The sequence below is a fragment of the Variovorax sp. 10N420 genome (assembly GCF_056394705.1).
This window is the reverse complement of the sequence record NZ_JBFTIJ010000009.1, coordinates 37117-56364: the sequence shown is the minus strand read 5'-3', so window position 1 is coordinate 56364 and position 19248 is coordinate 37117. Positions and strand designations below refer to the sequence as shown.

19 protein-coding genes are annotated in these 19248 nt (G+C 65.5%); 15 read left to right on the top strand and 4 right to left on the bottom strand.

What is annotated here, in order from left to right:
* Positions 1-59 precede the first annotated feature (59 nt).
* Positions 60-1505: a D-alanyl-D-alanine carboxypeptidase/D-alanyl-D-alanine endopeptidase gene (dacB, locus tag AC1DEK_RS22040; RefSeq protein WP_478127425.1), complete on the bottom strand. Its 1446-nt coding sequence runs from the start codon at positions 1503-1505 to the stop codon at positions 60-62.
* A gap of 105 nt (positions 1506-1610) precedes the next feature.
* On the opposite strand from dacB, the gene AC1DEK_RS22035 reads away from it, so the two are divergent.
* The 9 genes from AC1DEK_RS22035 (at position 1611) to AC1DEK_RS21995 (ending at position 10266) form a co-directional block, all read left to right on the top strand.
* Positions 1611-2618, top strand: coding sequence for a DMT family transporter (locus AC1DEK_RS22035; RefSeq protein WP_478127424.1), 1008 nt, complete (start codon positions 1611-1613; stop codon positions 2616-2618).
* Complete coding sequence (gene tsaB, locus AC1DEK_RS22030) at positions 2611-3303, top strand: tRNA (adenosine(37)-N6)-threonylcarbamoyltransferase complex dimerization subunit type 1 TsaB (RefSeq protein ID WP_478127423.1); 693 nt, start codon at positions 2611-2613, stop codon at positions 3301-3303. The genes AC1DEK_RS22035 and tsaB overlap by 8 nt, the downstream gene beginning before the upstream one ends.
* Positions 3300-3881 carry a GNAT family N-acetyltransferase gene (locus AC1DEK_RS22025; RefSeq protein ID WP_478127422.1) on the top strand — a complete coding sequence of 194 codons (582 nt, stop codon included), beginning with the start codon at positions 3300-3302 and terminating at the stop codon, positions 3879-3881. Before tsaB ends, AC1DEK_RS22025 begins: the two co-directional genes overlap by 4 nt.
* Positions 3878-4657: a uracil-DNA glycosylase family protein gene (locus AC1DEK_RS22020; RefSeq protein ID WP_478127421.1), complete on the top strand. Its 780-nt coding sequence runs from the start codon at positions 3878-3880 to the stop codon at positions 4655-4657. Before AC1DEK_RS22025 ends, AC1DEK_RS22020 begins: the two co-directional genes overlap by 4 nt.
* Before the next feature lie 28 nt (positions 4658-4685).
* Positions 4686-5510 (top strand): orotidine-5'-phosphate decarboxylase, encoded by an 825-nt coding sequence (gene pyrF, locus AC1DEK_RS22015; protein ID WP_478127420.1) that lies wholly within the window; start codon positions 4686-4688, stop codon positions 5508-5510.
* A 198-nt stretch (positions 5511-5708) separates the two neighbouring features.
* Entirely contained in the window at positions 5709-7568 is a 1860-nt protein-coding gene (locus AC1DEK_RS22010) for a DUF1800 domain-containing protein (RefSeq protein ID WP_478127419.1), read from the top strand.
* Between the two features lie 11 nt (positions 7569-7579).
* On the top strand, positions 7580-9049 hold the full coding sequence (locus AC1DEK_RS22005) for a DUF1501 domain-containing protein (protein WP_478127418.1): 1470 nt from the start codon (positions 7580-7582) through the stop codon (positions 9047-9049).
* A gap of 46 nt (positions 9050-9095) precedes the next feature.
* Positions 9096-9737, top strand: a complete 642-nt coding sequence (locus tag AC1DEK_RS22000) for a LysE family translocator (protein WP_478127417.1) — start codon at positions 9096-9098, stop codon at positions 9735-9737.
* A 10-nt stretch (positions 9738-9747) separates the two neighbouring features.
* On the top strand, positions 9748-10266 hold the full coding sequence (locus AC1DEK_RS21995; protein ID WP_478127416.1) for a GFA family protein: 519 nt from the start codon (positions 9748-9750) through the stop codon (positions 10264-10266).
* Here AC1DEK_RS21995 and AC1DEK_RS21990 read toward each other — a convergent pair.
* Entirely contained in the window at positions 10208-11041 is an 834-nt protein-coding gene (locus AC1DEK_RS21990; protein WP_478127415.1) for an IclR family transcriptional regulator, read from the bottom strand. The two genes, AC1DEK_RS21995 and AC1DEK_RS21990, sit on opposite strands and share 59 nt — an antisense overlap.
* A 125-nt stretch (positions 11042-11166) precedes the next feature.
* Between AC1DEK_RS21990 and AC1DEK_RS21985 the strand changes: the two genes are divergently transcribed.
* Genes AC1DEK_RS21985 through fahA form a run of 5 tightly spaced genes read left to right on the top strand, consistent with a single transcriptional unit; the run spans position 11167 to position 16603 of the window.
* Complete coding sequence (locus tag AC1DEK_RS21985) at positions 11167-12126, top strand: MBL fold metallo-hydrolase (protein WP_478127414.1); 960 nt, start codon at positions 11167-11169, stop codon at positions 12124-12126.
* Between the two features lie 3 nt (positions 12127-12129).
* On the top strand, positions 12130-13788 hold the full coding sequence (locus AC1DEK_RS21980) for an FAD-dependent oxidoreductase (protein WP_478127413.1): 1659 nt from the start codon (positions 12130-12132) through the stop codon (positions 13786-13788).
* A gap of 6 nt (positions 13789-13794) precedes the next feature.
* Complete coding sequence (locus AC1DEK_RS21975; RefSeq protein WP_478127412.1) at positions 13795-14013, top strand: DUF2783 domain-containing protein; 219 nt, start codon at positions 13795-13797, stop codon at positions 14011-14013.
* Positions 14010-15329, top strand: coding sequence for a homogentisate 1,2-dioxygenase (hmgA, locus tag AC1DEK_RS21970; RefSeq protein ID WP_478127411.1), 1320 nt, complete (start codon positions 14010-14012; stop codon positions 15327-15329). The genes AC1DEK_RS21975 and hmgA overlap by 4 nt, the downstream gene beginning before the upstream one ends.
* Positions 15326-16603 carry a fumarylacetoacetase gene (gene fahA / locus AC1DEK_RS21965; protein WP_478127410.1) on the top strand — a complete coding sequence of 426 codons (1278 nt, stop codon included), beginning with the start codon at positions 15326-15328 and terminating at the stop codon, positions 16601-16603. Before hmgA ends, fahA begins: the two co-directional genes overlap by 4 nt.
* Positions 16604-16632: 29 nt before the next feature.
* Here the strand turns inward: fahA and AC1DEK_RS21960 are convergent, their stop codons facing one another.
* Positions 16633-17079, bottom strand: a complete 447-nt coding sequence (locus AC1DEK_RS21960; protein ID WP_478127409.1) for an acyl-CoA thioesterase — start codon at positions 17077-17079, stop codon at positions 16633-16635.
* Positions 17080-17122: 43 nt separating this feature from the next.
* Positions 17123-18037, bottom strand: coding sequence for a LysR family transcriptional regulator (locus AC1DEK_RS21955; RefSeq protein ID WP_478127408.1), 915 nt, complete (start codon positions 18035-18037; stop codon positions 17123-17125).
* Between the two features lie 140 nt (positions 18038-18177).
* On the opposite strand from AC1DEK_RS21955, the gene gtdA reads away from it, so the two are divergent.
* Complete coding sequence (gtdA, locus tag AC1DEK_RS21950; RefSeq protein ID WP_478127407.1) at positions 18178-19248, top strand: gentisate 1,2-dioxygenase; 1071 nt, start codon at positions 18178-18180, stop codon at positions 19246-19248.

The following is a 19248-nucleotide window of genomic DNA, read 5'->3' as shown; positions in this document are numbered from 1 at the left end:
GGCAGGGGCCGCAATATGCGCAAGCGCGGGTTTCTGCTGGCGCGTGTGTCAGTTGCTGGTCAGTCCTGCGAAGCCCAGTCCACCAGCGCGTCGAAGGCCGGCCGCGCCGCCACGGCATTGGCATGGTTGGCGATCGCCACCACCACATAGCGCCGCCCGCTCGCGGTGTGCACGAATCCGGCGACTCCCGCCGCATCACGAAGCGTGCCGGTCTTCAAGTGCGCCGCACCGCCTGATCGCAAGGCACGTTTGCGCAGCGTGCCGTCGACGCCCGAAGCCGGCAGCGAGGACACCAGCTCGGGCATCAGCGGTGATCGCCACGCCACCTGGAGCATCTTCGCGAGCTCGGCGGCGGTAATGCGCTCGTCGCGAGAGAGCCCCGAGCCGTTGTCGAACAGAGGCTGCCCCTCGCCCGTGCCGATGCGGTTGTTCCACCACTGTTGCACCGTGGCGCGCGACGCTTCGAGGTTGCCGCGCTTCTTCTGCTGCAGGCCGAGCGTGAGGAAGAGCTGCTGCGCCATCACGTTGTTGCTGTACTTGTTGATGTCCCGGATGACCTCGGCGAGCGGGGGCGACGCGATCTCGAATGCGGGCTTGAGTTCGGCGGGCACGCGGCCTTCGCGCACCACGCCCTTGATGCGGCCGCCCATCTCGACCCACAAGCCGCCCACGGCTCTCGCCGCAAAGCTGCGCGGATCGGCATAGGCGACAGGCCACACCTTTTCGCCGCAAGCGGCCGGGTAGCTGCCGGTAAAGCCGATGCGCGCCGGATCGGCGAATTCAGCTGCGAGCGTCGCGTGCCAGTCGCCGCATTCGCCTGCGGAAAGCGGCACCGTGGCCTGTGTCGCGACGCCAGCGAGCGGCGGCTCGAAGCTCACTTGCGCCATCTGCGTTGCGCGGTTCGGCACGAAGGTCATCACGACCGACTTGAAGTTGATCAGAAGGGCATCCGGCGCAGCGTTGTAGGGACGGAGCCCCTCGCCATCGAAGGCGGAGGGATCGGTGTCCGCGACTTCGAAAGCGCTGCGGTCGAGCACGATGTCCCCCCTGATGGTCTGGATGCCAAGTCCCTGCACGCGGCGCAGCAGCAGCCAGAGCCGTTCGAGTACGAGCTTGGGATCGCCCTGGCCCTTGATGTAGAGGTTGCCTTCGAGCACTCCGTCGCGGACCGGCCCGTCCACGTACACCGGCGTGGTCCATGTGAAAGCCGGTCCCAGCAAGTCGAGCGCCGCGTAGGTAGTGACCAGCTTCATGATCGATGCCGGGTTGACCTGGGCCTGGGTGCGCCATGCGAGCCGGGGCCGACCCACACCTTCTGCATCGACGACAAGCATCGTCACGGCGTCCCGCGGCACCTTCGCGCGGGCGAGCGCGGCGTCCACTTCGATGGGCAGGCTCTGCGCCGCAGCGGTCACGGGCAGCAGCGCCGCCGAAGCGAGAACAGATGCGCAAGTGATGGCGAGGCGAAGGAGGCGATGTCGTGCGGAAGCGGTGTCGAGAGGCATGCGGCGGATTATCCCGGCCCGCCCCAGGGAGGGGCGACGGGGAGCGAAAAAGGGCGACATGAGCCTTCCAAGACGCGATTTCCGACGCCCCTCGATAATCGCCGGATGCCCGCCGCTCCCCGATTTTCTCCGCGCACCATCGGCCTCGGCGCGGCCATCGTCACCGTCCTGGTCTGGACCGCATTCATCGTCATCGCGCGTGCTTCGGCGGCGCGGTCGCTGACGCCTTTCGACATCGCATTCGCGCGCATCAGCGGCGCTGGCCTGGTGCTCCTGCCTTGGGGCGCCTGGCTGGTCATGCGCGCGCGGCAGCGCGATCCGGCGGCAGAGAGCTCGCTTTTCGGGCTGTCGCCGCTTTCGCTGCGGCTGACCATCCTCGCCGGCGTGGTGGGCGGTTTGGGCTACCCGCTGCTGGCCTACAGCGGATTTTTCTTTGCACCCGCCATTCATGCTTCAGTGCTGATGCCGGGCAGCCTTCCGCTGTGGACGGCGCTGCTCGCCGCTGTCGTCCTGCGCGATCGGATCACGCCCGGCCGCGCCGTGGGCTTGGCACTGATCGTGGTGGGCGATCTCTTCGTCGGCGGGGCGAGCCTGCTTCACGCGCTGCAGGGCGGCGCCATCTGGAAGGGCGATCTGCTCTTCATGACGGCCGCCTTCTGCTGGGCGAGCTACAGCGTGCTGGCGCGCAGACACGCCCTCGAGGCGGTGCGGGCGACCATCGCCATCACGGTGTTCGCCTTCATCACCTATGTGCCGGTCTACGCTCTGCTGGCGGCGTCCGGAGTGATCGCGAGCCGGCTCGGCAGCGCGCCCATCGGCGAAGTCCTGTTCCAGATGTTGTTCCAGGGCGTCGGCTCGGTCGTCATCTCGGGCATCACCTTCACGCGGATGATCCAGCACTTCGGTCCGGTGCGTTCCACCATGATCACTGCGCTGGTGCCCGGCCTCTCCGCGCTCGGAGCGGTGGCCTTCCTGGACGAGCCGCTGTATTGGAATCTTGTCGCGGGGCTTCTGTTGGTGACTGCCGGCATCCTTTTCGGGGTTCAGCGCAGCCGGGTGGCGAATCCTCCGCCGAAAGGCGCCGTGCCCGTGGGAGGATGCGCCGATGCATAAGCTGCTCGCCTTCGACACCAGCACCGAATCGCTCTCGATCGCGGTGCGCCATGGCGATGTGTTGCTCGAGCACAGCGGCATCGGCGGCGCACAGTCGTCCTCGACTTTGATCCCGCTGATTCAGCGACTGCTCGCCGATGCCGGGCTGTCTTTGCGCGAACTCGACGCCATCGCGTTCGGTCGAGGGCCCGGTTCCTTCACCGGACTGCGCACCGCTTGCTCGGTCGCGCAGGGCCTGGGCTATGGCGCCGGTGTGCGACTGTTGCCTATCGACACGTTGCACGCCGTCGCCGAAGAGGCGCGCCATTGTTTCGGCGCGACGCGCGTGGTCGTGGTTCTGGACGCGCGCATGGAGCAGGTCTACACGGCCAGCTACGACCTCGGCGTCGAAGTGATTGCCAGCGAGGCTGAATTGCTGGCGCCGGAAACCGTCGTCGTGCCGGAGGGCTGGGTCTTGGCCGGCAATGCCTTCGCTGCCTATGGCGACCGTTTGCCGCATGCTGGACCGAGACACAACGTGCTCCCGACGGCGGCCGCGATGCTGCGCCTCGCACCCGCGCTGCTTGCGCAAGGCCGTACCGTCGCGCCGGCCGAGGCATGGCCTCTCTACGTTCGCGATAAAGTGGCGCAGACTACCGAAGAGCGTGCCGCCATCAAGGCGGCAACCACCACCGTTCAGCCATGAGTGCCGTCCTTCTTGAACCGCGCGAAGCCCGCCTTGAGCCGATCACAAGCGAGCGGGTGTCTGCCATCTGCGCCATCGAGCAGGCGGCCTACACCCATCCCTGGACGGCTGCCAACTTCACCGATTCGATGGCCGCTGGCTACCACTGCCAGTGCCTTGTAGGCCCTGGCGCCGAAGAAGGCTCCACGCCGACGCCAGGCGGCATGCGCGCGTTATGGAGTCGCGTCGCTTCGCGCACCGTCGATGAAACCATCATTGGCTATTTCGTGGCGATGAAGGGTGTCGACGAGGTCCACTTGCTCAACATCACCGTCGCGCCCGCGTTTCAGCGCCAGGGATGGGCGCCTTTGATGCTGGAGGCACTCGCCGGCTGGGCTCGCGGCCTGAGTGCGCAATGGCTCTGGCTCGAAGTACGCGCGAGCAACCTGCGCGCATTGGCCGTCTACGAACGCAACGGTTTTCGCCGTGTCGGGCTGCGCAAGGGCTACTACCCCGCGCATGCCGGCGCCCGCGAAGATGCCGTGGTGATGAGCCTGCGCCTCAACGAATCCAACAGCGCCTGGGGAGGGCTGAAATGACGCCACGCCAACGCGCGATGCTGGACGAGATGGGCATCAAGCTCTTCTGGTGGCCCAGGACGGATGCCAATGGGGCTGGCGTGGCCGGCGGGGCTGGCGAACTTGCCAAGGTCGAGCCGCCGGTCGCCGTCGATGCCGATGCGCCACCGCGGCCGGCTCCCGAGCTCGCGCCGTCGCCTGTCCAAAGGGCCTCGGTGCCGGCCGCCGCGCCGGCGGTGGAAGCTCGAGCGCCGATTGCGGCAAGGCAAGGGGCTGCCGCCGTGCTCTCGGACACACCGCGGCGCCTCTTCGGCAGCGAAGCCGCTTCAGAAGGCGGCTGGCTGATCATCGCCGACATGCCTCCCGAACTCGACGGCCGCCACGGCGAACCGTTCGCTGGCGATGCAGGCCGTCTGCTGCACAACATGCTGCGTGCACTGCAACTGCAAGACGGGGAAGCGCCGGTCCACCTGATGCGGACCCATCGAGGCGTCGTTTCGGGTCAACCCACCAGTCCGCGGCCTCTGGACGAAGCACTGGCGGATTGCGTCCCGGTGTTGGCGCCTCGCCTGGTGCTCGCCCTTGGCCCATTAGCGGCCCAAACCCTCATGCAAAGCGGAGATCCACTCGGCAAGCTGCGCGGGCGTGTGGTCCCCGTCGCGCTGGTTCCGGGCGCGGAAATGGTGCCCGTCGTTGCAACTTATCACCCTGCCTACCTGCTGCGCAACCCGCTGGACAAGGCCCGCGCGTGGGCCGATCTCTGTCTCGCGGCGGAGCAACTGGCGCCGTCGGGCTGAGGTCCGGCGGCGCCTAAAATTCCGCCCCATGACCTTCCTGGACAAGCTGCGCGCTGCCGAGCGCCAAAACGGCTCGCTGCTGTGCGTCGGCCTCGACCCCGAACCGACGAAATTCCCCGCCCATCTGAAGGGCGACGCCAGCAAGATCTACGACTTCTGCGCGCGCATCGTCGATGCCACAGCCGATCTCGTCATTGCCTTCAAGCCGCAGATCGCATATTTCGCAGCCCACCGGGCCGAAGTGCAGCTTGAACGGCTCATGGAGCACATGCGCCGCAATGCGCCCCACGTGCCCACGATCCTCGACGCCAAGCGCGGCGATATCGGCTCGACGGCCGAGCAGTACGCGCGGGAGGCCTTCGAACGCTATGGCGCCGATGCCGTCACGCTGTCGCCCTTCATGGGCTTCGATTCCGTCGAGCCCTATTTGCGGCATCAGGGCAAGGGGGCCTTCCTGCTGTGCCGCACCAGCAATCCCGGCGGTGCCGACCTGCAGGGCCAGCGTCTGGCGGGAATCACGGGCGAGCCGTTCCTGTACGAGCATGTTGCGCGTCTGGCGCAGGGTCCGTGGAACCTGAACGGGCAGCTCGGCTTGGTGGTCGGGGCGACCTATCCGGCGGAAATCGAGCGCGTACGGGTACTTGCGCCGACGGTGCCGTTGCTGATTCCAGGCGTCGGAGCCCAGGGTGGGGATGCGGTCGCGACGGTTCGGGCCGGGTGGCGAGCCGATGCGCCGATCGTCGTCAATTCGTCTCGCGCTATCTGCTACGCCTCGGCTGGCGACGACTTCGCCGAAGCGGCCCGAAGGGAAGCGAACCGGACGCGTGACGGGCTCGAAGCTGCCAAAGCCTGAGCGACATTCCGCGTCACCCTGCAGGCATCGATGACGCGAATCTGACGAAAAAGTCACAATTCTTCACATTCGCGCGGGTTTGATGCGGGACTGATTAGTCCTTAACGACTCACTTTCCGTGCTTTGAGTCGGCCCAGTTACCGGCACGGCATTTGCCTCACGAGATCGGCGCCGGAGCGCCGAGGAGTGAGGAATCCCATGGTGGAAGACATTGCAAGCGGTCGCGCCGTGCCGACCGACGAATCGACGTGCGCGCGCGAAACGCCCGTACACGCACAACCATCGCGCGCCTTCCGACCGGAAGTGCCAGAGCGCCCTGTACCGCTTGTCGCCGCACTCTCTGCGGCTGCGGCACTCGCGGCTTGCGGAGGCGGCGGGGGAGGCGGCGGCGGGGCCGGCGCCTTTTCGGTGCAAGGTGGCAGCGGCAGCGCGACCGTGCAGGCAGGCTCGCTGACAGGCCTGGGCGCCACACCCACCGCGCAAAGCTATGTCTATACGCAAGCCAGGAGCGACGAAGAGGCCGCTCGCTTTCTCCTGCAATCGCAGTTCTCGGCCTCGGATGCGGATATCGCGGCCGTGCGGAACAGGGGTTACCTGCCGTGGCTCGGCGAACAGGTCGACCGGGCGCCGACGCAGACCGGCTGGGACTGGCTGTCGAGCAAGACCTACGGCACCGTCAACGCCGACGACATGATCTGGAACCAGCTCATCACCGCGCCTGATGGTTTTCGCAAGCGAATGGCGCTGGCGTTCACGGAAATTTTCGTCGTGTCGCTATTGGATATTGGTTCCAACTGGACCGATCACATGATGGCGCAGTACTGGGACACGCTCGTGAAGGGCGTGACCGGCAACTTCCGGCAACTGCTCGAAGACGTGACGCTCAACCCGGCGATGGGCTACTACCTCAATACCAAGGGCAACCAGAAGGAAAACGCCCAGGGACGCCAGCCGGACGAGAACTACGCCCGCGAGGTCATGCAGCTGATGACCATCGGCCTCTACCAACTCAACGCCGACGGCACCGTCAAGACCGGTGCCGATGGCGCGCCCCTCGACACCTACACACTCGACGACGTCACGAACCTGGCGCGTGTCTTCACGGGCTATGACGTCGACGTCCGCACGGAGGAGAAAAACGGATCCGCAGGTGCCGTCGTCCGGACGAGCGGCAGCGTCGAGAGCAATGCGTGGACGAAGCGGCCGATGGCGCTGACAGCCTCGAAGCATTCCACGCTCGAAGCCAAGTTCCTCGGCGCCACGGTGCCGGCCGGAACGGATGGCAAGGCCGCGCTCAAGATCGCGCTCGACACGCTGTTCAATCACCCGAACGTCGGCCCATTCATCGGCAAGCAGTTGATCCAGCGGCTCGTCACCAGCAACCCGAGCTCGGCTTACGTCAAGCGCATTGCGGATGTCTTTGCAGACAACGGAAGTGGCGTGCGCGGGGACATGAAGAGCGTGTGTGCCGCGGTGGTGCTCGACAACGAAGCGCGCAGCCCGGCCGGCTTGACCGACCCGAACTTTGGACGCTTGCGCGAGCCCATGCTGCGCTTCGTGCAATGGGCGCGGACCTTCGGCGCCGACTCGGCGACCGGCAACTGGAAGATCGGTGACCTCTCGCGGTCGGACACGCAGCTCGGGCAGAGCCCGTTGCGTTCGCCTTCGGTCTTCAACTACTTCAGACCTGGCTACGTGCCGCCTTCGACCGCGATCGCGAGCGCGAAGATGGTCGCGCCGGAATTCCAGTTGGTCAACGAGACAAGCGTCGGCGGCTACATCAACTACATGCAGGGCGCGCTCCAGAGGACGGCCAAGGACGTCAACGCCACCTATGCGAATGAACTCGCGCTGGTGCTCGATCCGGCCGCGCTGGTGAAGCGACTGAACCTGCTGCTCACGGGCAACCAGCTTTCAGCGGCGACGGTCGCGCTGATCGTCGGGGCCCTCGCCACACCGGCCGTGACGGCATCCAGCGCTGACGGCGTCAAGCTCAATCGCGTGTATGCCGCCGTGCTCCTGGTGCTGGCAGCGCCTTCGTACCTCATCCAGAAATAAGGGACTGCGCGATGTACCTGATCGATCCTGCCGCCCATACCCGGCGCGCGTTTCTTCGCCGCTCCGGCCAGCTTGCCATGGCGGGCACTGCGTTGCCCTTTGCGCTCAATCTCGCGGCAATGGGCGAAGCCGCCGCGCAGGCCGCTTCCTCCGACGACTACAAGGCGCTGGTGTGCGTCTTCCTCTTTGGCGGCAACGACTATGCGAACACCGTCGTCACCTACGACGACCCCAGCTACAACGCCTACAGCACCATTCGTGTGCCGCAGGCCGCCAATGGGATCGCCATTGCGAAGGCCGCTCTCGACCCGACGCTGCTCACGCCGACGACTGCGTTGGCCGACGGACGCCAATACGCGCTGCATCCGTCGATGGGGCAACTGGCCGGCCTCTTCAACAACGAGGGCAAAGTGGCGGTGCAACTCAACGTCGGTCCGCTCGTGGTCCCGCTCACGCGCGCCCAGTACAACAACAGCAACAAGAAGCTCTATCCGCAGCCGCCCAAACTCTTCTCGCACAACGACCAGCAGTCGATCTGGCAGTCCTCTTCACCCGAAGGCTCGACGGTAGGCTGGGGCGGCAATCTCGGTGACCTCGCGCTGTCGCAGAACACGACCTCGTTGTTCACCTGCATGTCCGTCGCGGGCAATGCGGTGTTTCTCTCGGGCGACACCGCCCTGCAATACCAGGTCAGCACGAACGGCGCCGTCGGCATCGGCAGCGTGAAGAGCAACACGGTCTTCGGATCGGCCTCGGTCAAGTCCGCCATGGCGCAACTCGTGCAGGAGGCGCGCACCCACGCGCTGGAGAACGAATACAACCGCGTGACCCGGCGCGCGGTGGAAGCCGAAACGGCTGTGACGGCGGCCATTGCCCCGGCCACCTTCACGAACGACACCTTCGCGGGACTGACCACCGGGCTCGCGAACCAGCTCAAGATGGTCTCGCGTGTCATTCGCGGGCGTGCCGCGCTCGGCGTGAAGCGGCAGGTTTTCTTCGTGTCCATGGGTGGGTTCGATCTGCACGACAACCTGATCGCCAACCAGCCAGGCCTGATGAAGCAGCTCAGCGATGCGCTGGTTGCGTTCTATCGCCAGATGGAAGCGCTGGGCGTCGGGGACAAGGTCACGGCTTTCACGGCGTCGGATTTCGGCCGCACGCTGGCGAGCAATGGCGATGGCTCCGATCACGGCTGGGGTAGCCATCACTTCGTCGTCGGCGGCGCGGTCAAGGGCAAGCAGTTCTATGGCATGCCGCAGGTGGTGAGCATCAACAACGACCCGAAGCTCGCCGGCTACGAAGGGCACGTGGGGCAGGGGCGGCTGATTCCCACGACCTCGGTCGATCAGTACGGTGCAACGTTGGCCAGGTGGTTCGGCGTGCCGGACATCGATCTGCCAGGCATCCTGCCGAACCTGAAGAACTTCGGCGGCAACTTCAACGGCCTCGAGTATCCGAAGAACCTGGGCTTCATGGGCTGAGACGACTGGAGTAATCTCCTGGCCCGATGAAGGCAAGGAGCCACGATTGACTCAGTTACTTCCACTTCTTGGCATCGCCGGCGCTTTGGCGGTCGGCGTGGTGAGCCCGGGGCCCAGCTTCGTGATGGTCGCGCGCACGGCCGTGTCGCTTTCGCGCTCGCAAGGCGTGGCGGCGGCATTCGGAATGGGGCTGGGCGGGGCCTGCTTTGCGCTTGCTGCATTGGCCGGGCTGCAGGCGTTGCTGCTGGCCGTGCCGACGCTCTATGTCGTCCTCAAGGCCGCGGGCGGACTTTATCTTGCTTATCTCGGCGTGCGGATCTGGCTCGGCGCGAGCCAACCTTTGTCGATGGGTTCATCAGTGCGGGGTGCGGGTGGAGCGAAGCGTCAGGCGGGCCGCGCGTTTCTGCTTGGATTGGCGACGCAGCTGAGCAATCCGAAGACGGCGATCGTCTACGCGAGCGTCTTCGCCGCATTTCTTCCGCCGACGCCTTCGCTCGGTTTCGGAGTGGGCATCGTGGCGGTGGTCTTCGCGCTTGAAACGAGCTGGTATGCGCTGGTGGCGCTGGCCCTCTCCGCGAGTGGGCCCCAGAAAACCTATCTCCGGTACAAAGCCTGGGCGGACAGGTTCGCCGGCACGGTGATGGTCTGCCTGGGCCTGCGGCTTCTGGCTACAGCCCAACGCGCCTGAAAGGACATCGATGAGCACCGATCCGTTCCCGATAGAAGGCGGCTGCACCTGCCGCGCAGTCCGCTACCGCATGGCGACTCGGCCGCTCTTCGTGAACTGCTGCCATTGCCGCTGGTGCCAGCGCGAGAGCGGCAGTGCGTTTGCAATCAACGCGCTGATCGAACGCGACCGCTTGCAGTTGCTGCAAGGCGACCTCGAAATGGTCGACACCCCTTCGCTGAGCGGCAAAGGCCAGAAGATCGCGCGCTGTTCGCAATGCCGGGTCGCCCTGTGGAGCCACTATGCAGGCGCGGGCGAGGCGATCGCTTTCGTTCGCGTCGGCACGCTCGATTCGCCCGACGCCCTGCCGCCAGACATCCACATCTACACGGCTTCGAAGCAGCCTTGGGTCGTGCTGCCGGCGGGCGTACCGGCGACTGCGGAGTACTACAGCGGCTCGCAGTACTGGCCGGCGGAGAGCCTGGAACGGGTCAAGGCCTTGAAGCCGAAGCGCCCAGCCGCTGCGACACCTGATCCGCGCACGCCTTGAGGGCGAGCGCGATCTCGCCGTCCCAATCCGTGTCGAAGATGGCGGACGGCCCAATGGCCGTGAGCGCCAGCGAGATGGCTCCGGTGTGATCGAAGACCGGCGCTGACATCGCGCTCACACCGGGCAGGATTTCGCCGTCCGAGCGGCTGACGCCGTGGCTGCGGACTTCGCGCAATTGCGACTCGAAATCCTGCCAGCTCGGCAGAGGTCGCGCTGGCGGCATGCCTCGCCGGGGAGCGTGCGCCGTGGCCGCGCCCTTGCGCTCGCGCCGGCGTTCGTCCTCGAGCAGTTGCTTGACGACCGCTGGATCCAGGTAGGCGCCAAACAGACGGCCCGACGCCGTGTTGGTGAGCGAGAACACCGTGCCGTGCCGCATGTTCACGTGCAGCGGCGCTGGCGATTCCGCGATCCGCACAATGGTGGCGCCCCGGTCGCCCCAGACGGCGATGGCCACAGTCTGCCCGATCTGCTGCGCCAGTTCGGCGATCAGCGGCGTGGCGACGTGAACCGGGTTCGCCTGCTGAAGGCTGATCAACCCCAGTTGCAACGCGAGCGGTCCGAGCAGATAGTGGCCGCTGACGCGATCCTGCTCGATGAGCCCCAGCCGGCCGAAACTGACCATGTAGGGATGCGCCTTGGCGGGAGACATCTCCGCTTCGCGCGCGAGGTCCTTCAGCGCCATGGGTCGTCCGTTGTGGACCAGGGCGCGAAGCAGTTGCCCGCCGACTTCGATGCTCTGGATGCCGCGTTGGCTGCGCTCGTTGTCTGTGCTCATCGCCAGTCCCTTTTGTTCGTTTCTGCGGAAGGCATTAGACATTAACTGATTGGCGATCTAAACTGCGTGCATTCGTTTACGCCGAATCAATTTACGTTAGACAAATTTTTACAAGGAGACCCGTGATGACCGAGGTCAAGAAATTCGCCAGCCAAGCCGATCTGGAAGAAAAGAAGATCACCTTCAGCCAGATCTCCGAGCACGCCTGGGCCTATACGGCCGAGGGCGATCCCAACACCGGGATCATCATCGGCGACGACTGCGTGCTGGTGGCCGATACGCAGGCCACGCCCGCCATGGCGGCCGATGTGGTCCGGCGCATCCGCGAGGTGACCGACAAGCCGATCAAGTACGTCGTGCTGACGCACTATCACGCCGTTCGTGTGCTCGGCGCCGCCGCCTACAAGCCCGAGCACATCATTGCCAGCCAGGACACGCGCGACCTCATCGTGGAGCGCGGCGAGCAAGACAAGGCGAGCGAGATCGGTCGCTTCCCCCGGCTGTTCCAGAACGTCGAAACCGTGCCGCCGGGGATGACTTGGCCGACCATCACGTTCACCGGCAAGATGACCTTGTGGCTGGGCAAGCTCGAAGTGCAGCTCATCCAGCTGGGCCGCGGCCACACGAAGGGCGACACGGTCGTCTGGCTTCCGGAGGAGCGGGCGTTGCTCAGCGGCGACCTGGTCGAGTTCGACGCCACGCCCTACGCCGGCGATGCCTACTTCCAGGACTGGCCGCAGACGCTGGACAACATCGCCGCGTTGAAGCCGAAGGCGCTCGTTCCGGGGCGCGGTGCCGCGCTGACGACCGCCGATCAAGTGGCGAAGGGCCTCGCAGGCACCCGCAGCTTCATCGCCGACGTCTACAGCAGCGTCCAGGAAGGCGTCAAAGCCGGCCGCGACCTCAACGCGGTCTACAGGGACACCTATGCCAAGCTCAAGCCCAAGTACAGCCAGTGGGTCATCTTCGACCATTGCATGCCCTTCGACGTGAGCCGTGCCTACGACGAAGCGTCGGGCCATGTCGATCCGCGCATCTGGACCGCCGAGCGCGACATCGAAATGTGGAAGGCGCTGGAAGGCTGAGCGATGCAGGGCGTCGACTATCAGTCGCTGCACTTCGACTACAGGCGCCACGCGGACCAGGACGCCGCGCCGCCCGCGCGGCATCCGGTCGTGGTGGTCGGCGCCGGCCCCGTGGGGCTCGCATTGGCAATCGATCTTGCGCAACGGCAGGTGCCGGTGGTGCTGCTCGACAACGACCACACGCTGTCCACCGGCTCGCGCGCCATCTGCTTCGCAAAGCGCACGCTCGAAATATTCGATCGGCTGGGTTGCGCCGATCGCATGGTGGCCAAAGGGGTGTCGTGGAAGGTCGGCAGGGTGTTCTTCAAGGACGAGCAGGTCTACAACTTCGACCTGCTGCCCGAAGAGGGACATGAGCGACCGGCATTCATCAACCTGCAGCAGTACTACGTCGAAGGCTATCTGTCGGAGCGCGCCGCCGAGCTGCCGCTGATCGACATCCGCTGGAGCAACAAGGTGGTCGGCGTTGCGCAGCATGCGGGCCACGCGCTGCTCACCATCGAGACGCCCGAGGGCAACTACCAGCTCGGTGCCGACTATGTGGCGGCTTGCGATGGCTCGCGATCCAGCCTGCGGCAACTGCTTGGACAGGAGGCCAAGGGCCGCGTCTTCCGGGACCGCTTCCTGATCGCCGATGTGAACATGGACGCGGGGCTTCCGACCGAGCGGCGCTTCTGGTTCGATCCGCCTTTTCATCCCGGCCAAAGCGTGCTGCTTCACAAGCAGGCCGACAACATGTGGCGTGTCGACTTCCAGCTTGGCTGGGACGCCGATCCGGTGGAAGAGCGCAAGCACGAAAACATCATCCCGCGCGTGCGCGCATTGCTCGACAGCATCGGCCATGAGCGCGTGCAGTTCAGCATCGGATGGGCCAGCGTCTACACCTTCGCCTGCCAACGCATGGAGCGCTTTCGCCATGGCCGCGTGCTGTTCGCTGGCGACTCGGCGCATGGCGTGTCGCCCTTCGGCGCGCGCGGTGCGAACTCGGGCGTGCAGGACGCGGACAACCTCGCGTGGAAGCTGGCTGCCGTCATCAGGCGCGAAGCACCCGACGCGCTGCTCGACAGCTATGCGAGCGAGCGCGAATACGCGGCCGACGAGAACATCCGCCACTCGACACGCGCCACCGACTTCATCACGCCGAAGAGCGAAGTCAGCAGGCTGTTTCGCGACGCCGTGCTCGAACTTTCCAAGCGCCATGCCTTCGCACGGGCGCTGGTCAACAGCGGGCGTCTCTCGGTCCCGAGCACGCTGAGCGAGTCGCCGTTGAACACGCCCGACGAGGATGCTTTCGACGGCCGGATGGCGCCTGGTGCGCCCGCCGCCGATGCGCCGATCGTTCGGCCCGATGGCTCCAGCGGATGGTTGCTGCGCGAGCTGTGTCCCGCTTCATCCGCGGGCGCTGCGTGCTTCACCGCGGTGGTTTTCGGCCAAGGCGAGGAGGCCGAACGCAGTCTGCAAGCAGTGGCAGAGGCCGACGTGCCGCTGCACGTGGTGCGGGTCAGCGCGACGGGCGAAGGCGAAGTCGCGGCCCGCCGCTATGACGCGCGTTCCGGCACTGTTTACCTGCTGCGTCCCGACCAGCACGTGTGCGCGCGCTGGCGCCATCCCACATCCCACGTCGTGCGTTCCGCGCGCGATCGTGCCCTGGCAAAGGCATAGAAGACGATGGAACTCATCACCACCCCAAACCTCGACGCGCCCGACGATTTCTACGAGGCGCTGATCGAAGCACACCAAGGCTTGTCGACCGAAGAAAGCCACGCTCTGAATGCCCGGCTCGTGCTTGTGCTCGCCAATCACATCGGCTCGATGCCGGTGCTTCGCCAAGCCCTTGAGGCCGCTTCGAGCGCCGCTGAGACTCCCAAAGGAGAAAGGACACCATGACCGACGCATCCGCCGGCGAGCGCCGCTATCAAAGCGGCTTCGGCAACGAATACGCGACCGAAGCCGTCGCAGGCGCCTTGCCCCAAGGCCGCAACAGCCCGCAGCGCGCGCCCTTCGACCTGTATCCCGAGCTGATTTCCGGCACGGCCTTCACCGCGCCGCGCCACGAAAACAGGCGCACGTGGATGTACCGGCGCCAGCCCTCCGTGGTGTCCGGACGCTACAAGCCCTACGCGCAGGCGCAATGGAAGACCGGTGCCGATCGTGAGATGCTCCTGCCGCCCGAGCCGCTGCGCTGGGCGCCGATCCCGATGGACAACGCCAACGTCGACTTCGTCGATGGCGTCCATACGATCGCCGCCAACGGCGATGCCGAAGCGCAGACCGGCGTCGCCGCGCACGTGTACATCGCGAACCGCTCCATGGAGCGCCGCGCCTTCGTCAACGCCGACGGTGAAATGCTTTTCGTGCCGCAGCAGGGTCGTCTTGAAATCACCACCGAGATGGGCGTGCTCGACGTCAAGGCCGGCGAGATTGCGCTGGTGCCGCGAGGCGTGGTCTTCAAGGTCGGCCTGCCCGATTCGGAATCTGGCGCAGGACCTTCCCGCGGCTACGTTTGCGAGAACTACGGCGCGCAATTCCGCTTGCCCGAGCTGGGCCCGATCGGTTCGAACGGCCTTGCCAATGCGCGCGACTTCCAGGCGCCCGTCGCCGCCTTCGAGGAAGCGAGCACGGGCTACGAGCTCGTCAAGAAGGCGGGCGGCCGCTTCTGGTCGGCGCCGACAAGGCAATCGCCCTTCAACGTCGTCGCCTGGCACGGCAACCTTTCGCCCGTGAAATACGACACGGCGCATTTCATGACGATCGGCTCGATCAGCTTCGACCATCCGGATCCTTCGATCTTCACAGTGTTGACTTCGCCGAGCGACACGCCCGGGACCGCCAACTGCGACTTCGTGATCTTTCCGCCGCGCTGGCTCGTCATGGAAGACACCTTCCGTCCACCCTGGTACCACCGCAATCTCATGAGTGAATTCATGGGGCTGGTCTATGGGCAGTACGACGCCAAGCCGGGCGGCTTCAAGCCTGGTGGTGCGAGCCTGCACAACTGCATGGTTCCGCACGGCCCCGACGAAGAAGCTTTCGAGAAGGCGAGCCGCAGCGAGCTCAAGCCGCAGAAGCTCGACAACACGCTCGCCTTCATGTTCGAGAGCCGCTATCGCTTCATCCCCACCGAATTCGCGATGAAGAGCCCGGCGCTCGACAACGACTACGCCGACTGCTGGGCCGGCCTCAAGGATCAATTCACCCCATGACCTACGCCATCAACACCACACACGATCCGAAGCTGCGCAGTTGGGTGTCATCGGCCAACGAAGCCGGCTGCGACTTTCCGATCCAGAACCTGCCCTTCGGACGCTTTCGGCCTGATGGCAGCAGCGAGGGATTTCGCATCGGGATCGCCATCGGCGACCAGGTGCTTGATCTCAAGGCCGCCGGACTCATCGATACGGATGACATGAACGTGCTGCTGGGGCAAGGCGCAGCGGAACGCCAGGCGCTGCGCAGCGCCATCTCCGAAGGGCTGCGCGAAGGCAGCCCGAAGCAGGCCGCCTGGAGTAAGGCCCTATCGGCGCAATCGTCCGTCGAGATGACCGTGCCCTGCCGCATTGGCGACTACACCGATTTCTACACGGGCATTCATCACGCAACCACCGTCGGCAAGCTGTTCCGCCCCGACCAGCCTCTGATGCCCAACTACAAGTGGGTGCCGATCGGCTACCACGGCCGGGCCTCGTCCATTGGCGTGAGCGGCCAGCGGTTCAAGCGCCCGCAGGGGCAGACCAAGGCGCCCGATGCCCAGGCGCCGAGCTTCGGCCCATCGAAGCGGCTCGACTACGAGTTGGAGCTCGGGTTCGTCGTTGGCCGCGGCAATGCCTTGGGCGAGCCCATCGCCATCGCTGATGCCGAGCAGCATCTCTTCGGGGTGACGCTGCTCAACGACTGGTCAGCGCGCGATCTGCAGGCTTGGGAATATCAGCCGCTCGGCCCTTTCCTGGCAAAGAATTTTGCGACGACCGTATCGCCGTGGATCGTCAGCATGGAGGCGCTCGCGCCTTTCCGTGCGAAGTTTGCGCGCCCTGAAGGAGATCCGCAGCCGTTGGCCTATCTCGATGCACCTGCCAATCGCGAAAGCGGCGCGCTCGACATCACGCTCGAGGTGTGGCTGCAGACCGCGAGGATGCGCGACGCGGGCGAATCGGCTGTGCGGCTCACGCGTGGCAACACCACGGAAGCTGCCTATTGGACCGCTGCGCAACTCGTCACGCACCACACGGTGAACGGCTGCAATCTGCAGCCTGGTGATCTGCTTGGATCAGGCACGTTGTCGGGGCCGAATCCGGATGAGGCGGGCTCTCTGTTGGAACTCACCCTGGGTGGCAAGCAGCCGATCACCCTGCCCAATGGCGAACGCCGCGCCTTCCTCGAGGATGGCGACACGCTGAGCCTGCGCGGCTATTGCGAGCGCGCAGGCGCGGTGCGCATCGGGCTGGGTGAGGTGAGTGGGACGGTGGTCGCTATAGGCTGATTGCGACAAGATCAAGCGGTCAGCGGCGCCTAAGTACCGGCAGCCGCCCGCGACGCTTCAAGATGCGCCCGCGCCCGCTCGGCCAGCGCCATTTCGCCCGGCGTGCCTGGCGCGAACGCATCGACCGGCAGCGGACGGCCGTGCGAATCGACCGAAACGAAGACGATCAGGCACTCGGTGGTCTTCTGCATCTCGCCGCCCTTCATGTCGCCGCTGCGCACTTCGACCGAGATGTTCATGCTGCTGTTGCCGGTGTAGGCCAGGCGGGCCTCTACCTCCACCAGGTCGCCAATCATGATCGGGCGGTGGAAGCGAATGCTGCCGAGGAACACGGTCACGCAATAGCGCTTGGACCAGCTCGTCGCGCACGCATACCCGGCTTCGTCGATCCACTTCATGACAGTGCCGCCGTGAACCTTGCCACCGAAGTTGACGGCGCTGGGCTCGGCCAGAAATCGCAGGGTGATGGACGACATGTATTCCTGGGCGATGAGTTGATCGATGAAACGCCCTCGCGGATTATGCGAGCGCCGGGGCGGAGTCGGCACCAAAGAGTTGCGCCAGCGTGCGGCGCAGCCAGGCATTGCCGGCGTCGGCGTGAAATCGTTCGTGCCAGTGCTGTTTGACGGCGTAGGTCGAAAGTGCAAAGGGCGGATCCATCATCTTCACAGGCTCCTGGGTCACGAGGACTTCGCCCAGGATGCGCGGCACGATCACGATCAGCTCGGTGTGCGCCACGATGCGCGCCACGCTCAGGAAGCTCGACAAGCGCACCACGACGTTGCGCGTGAGGCCCAGTCGCGCAATGGTCTTGTCGATGATGGCGTGGCCGGTGCCCGAGGACGAGATCACCGCGTGGGCCTCACCCTCGAAGCGCTTGAGCGTGAGTCGCGCGCCGATGCGAGGATGGTCCCGCGCCACCAGGCAGACGAAGTTCTGCGCAAAGAGCGTCTGCTGATAAAAGCCCGCGTCGAGTTGCGGCATGAAGCCCACCGCGAGATCGACTTCGCCGTCTTCCAGGCGGCGCCCGCTGTCGGTCGAGATGATTTCGGTTTCGATGTGCACGCCAGGGGCTGAGCGCCGCAGATGGTCCAGAAGCCGGGGCAGCAACACCACCTCGCTGATGTCCGTCATGCAGATGCGAAAGGTGCGCTGCGCCTCGCCCGGATCGAAGCCGCCGCGGCTGCCGCGCGCCTGGTCGAGTTGGGAGAGCACTTCGCGCACATGAATGCACAGCCGCTGTGCATAGGGCGTGGGTTGCATGCCCTGCGCAGTGCGCGCGAACAACCGGTCATCGAAGTGCGCGCGCAGCTTGTTCAGCATGGTGCTGGCTGCGGCCTGCGCCATGCCCAGGCGGTCCGCGGCCTTGGAGACGCTGCCGGTCTTGTAGATCTCGTCGAACACGGCGAGCCATTCGAGATCGAGTTTGGACATGAGGGCCTCCGGAATGCTCAGAACTTCAGAACGGCCATTATCTGAAAACGCAATTGTGGGTATCGAGTTGTCCATCTTGAACAAATAGTAGGTGCGACCAACAATCGCATTCGGGCTTCGATCGCCAGGAGACAAATCCCATGAACACCGCTACGCAAGCCGCGCACACGGACGCCGCCGAACGCCGTGCCTACTACGAGCGCATCCGACCGCTGAACCTCACGCCGCTTTGGGAATCGCTGCACGCTCTGGTGCCGCGTGAACCGCAGACTCCCTGCGTGCCCGCGCTCTGGCGCTACGACGAGATTCGCCCGCTGCTGATGGAATCGGCCGAACTCATCACTGCCGAAGAAGCCGTGCGCCGTGTGCTGGTGCTTGAGAATCCGGCGATTCCAGGTCGTTCATCGATCACGCAATCGCTCTACGCGGGCTTGCAGCTCATCATGCCGGGCGAGGTCGCGCCATCTCACCGCCACGTGCAATCGGCGCTGCGTTTCATCGTCGACGGCAAGGGGGCCTACACCACGGTGGGTGGCGAGCGCACCACCATGTACCCGGGCGACTTCATCATCACGCCTTCGTGGGCCTGGCACGACCATGGCAACGAAGGCATCGAAGGCGTGACCGAGCCGGTGGTCTGGCTCGATGGGCTCGATATCCCGATGCTCCGCTTCTTCGATGCCGGCTTTGCAGAGAACGCCGATGCAAAGGTGCAGCACGTCGCCCGTCCCGAGGGCAACAGCCTCGCGCGATTCGGCCACAACATGGTGCCTGTGCGGCATGACCACAGCTCGCCGACCTCGCCGATCTTCAACTATCCCTACGCCCGCAGCCGCGACGCACTCGCGCAGTTGCAAAGGCAGGAGGCGCCTGACGCATGGCTGGGCCACAAGCTGCGTTACATCAATCCGCTGACGGGCGGCTCGCCGATGCCCACCATCGCGACCAACCTGCAGCTTCTTCCGGCCGGGTTTGCCGGCAAGACGCATCGCGCGACCGATGGCGCCGTCTACAGCGTGGTCGAAGGCCATGGCACGGCCGAGATCGGCGGGCAGCGATTCGCCTTCGGTCCGCGCGACACCTTTGTCGTGCCTTCCTGGGCGCCGCTGCGCCTCTCGGCAGCCGACGATGCCGTGCTGTTCAGCTTTTCGGATCGTCCTGTGCAACAGGCCATGGGCATCTTGCGCGAAGCGTTCCTCCAGGACTCCTGA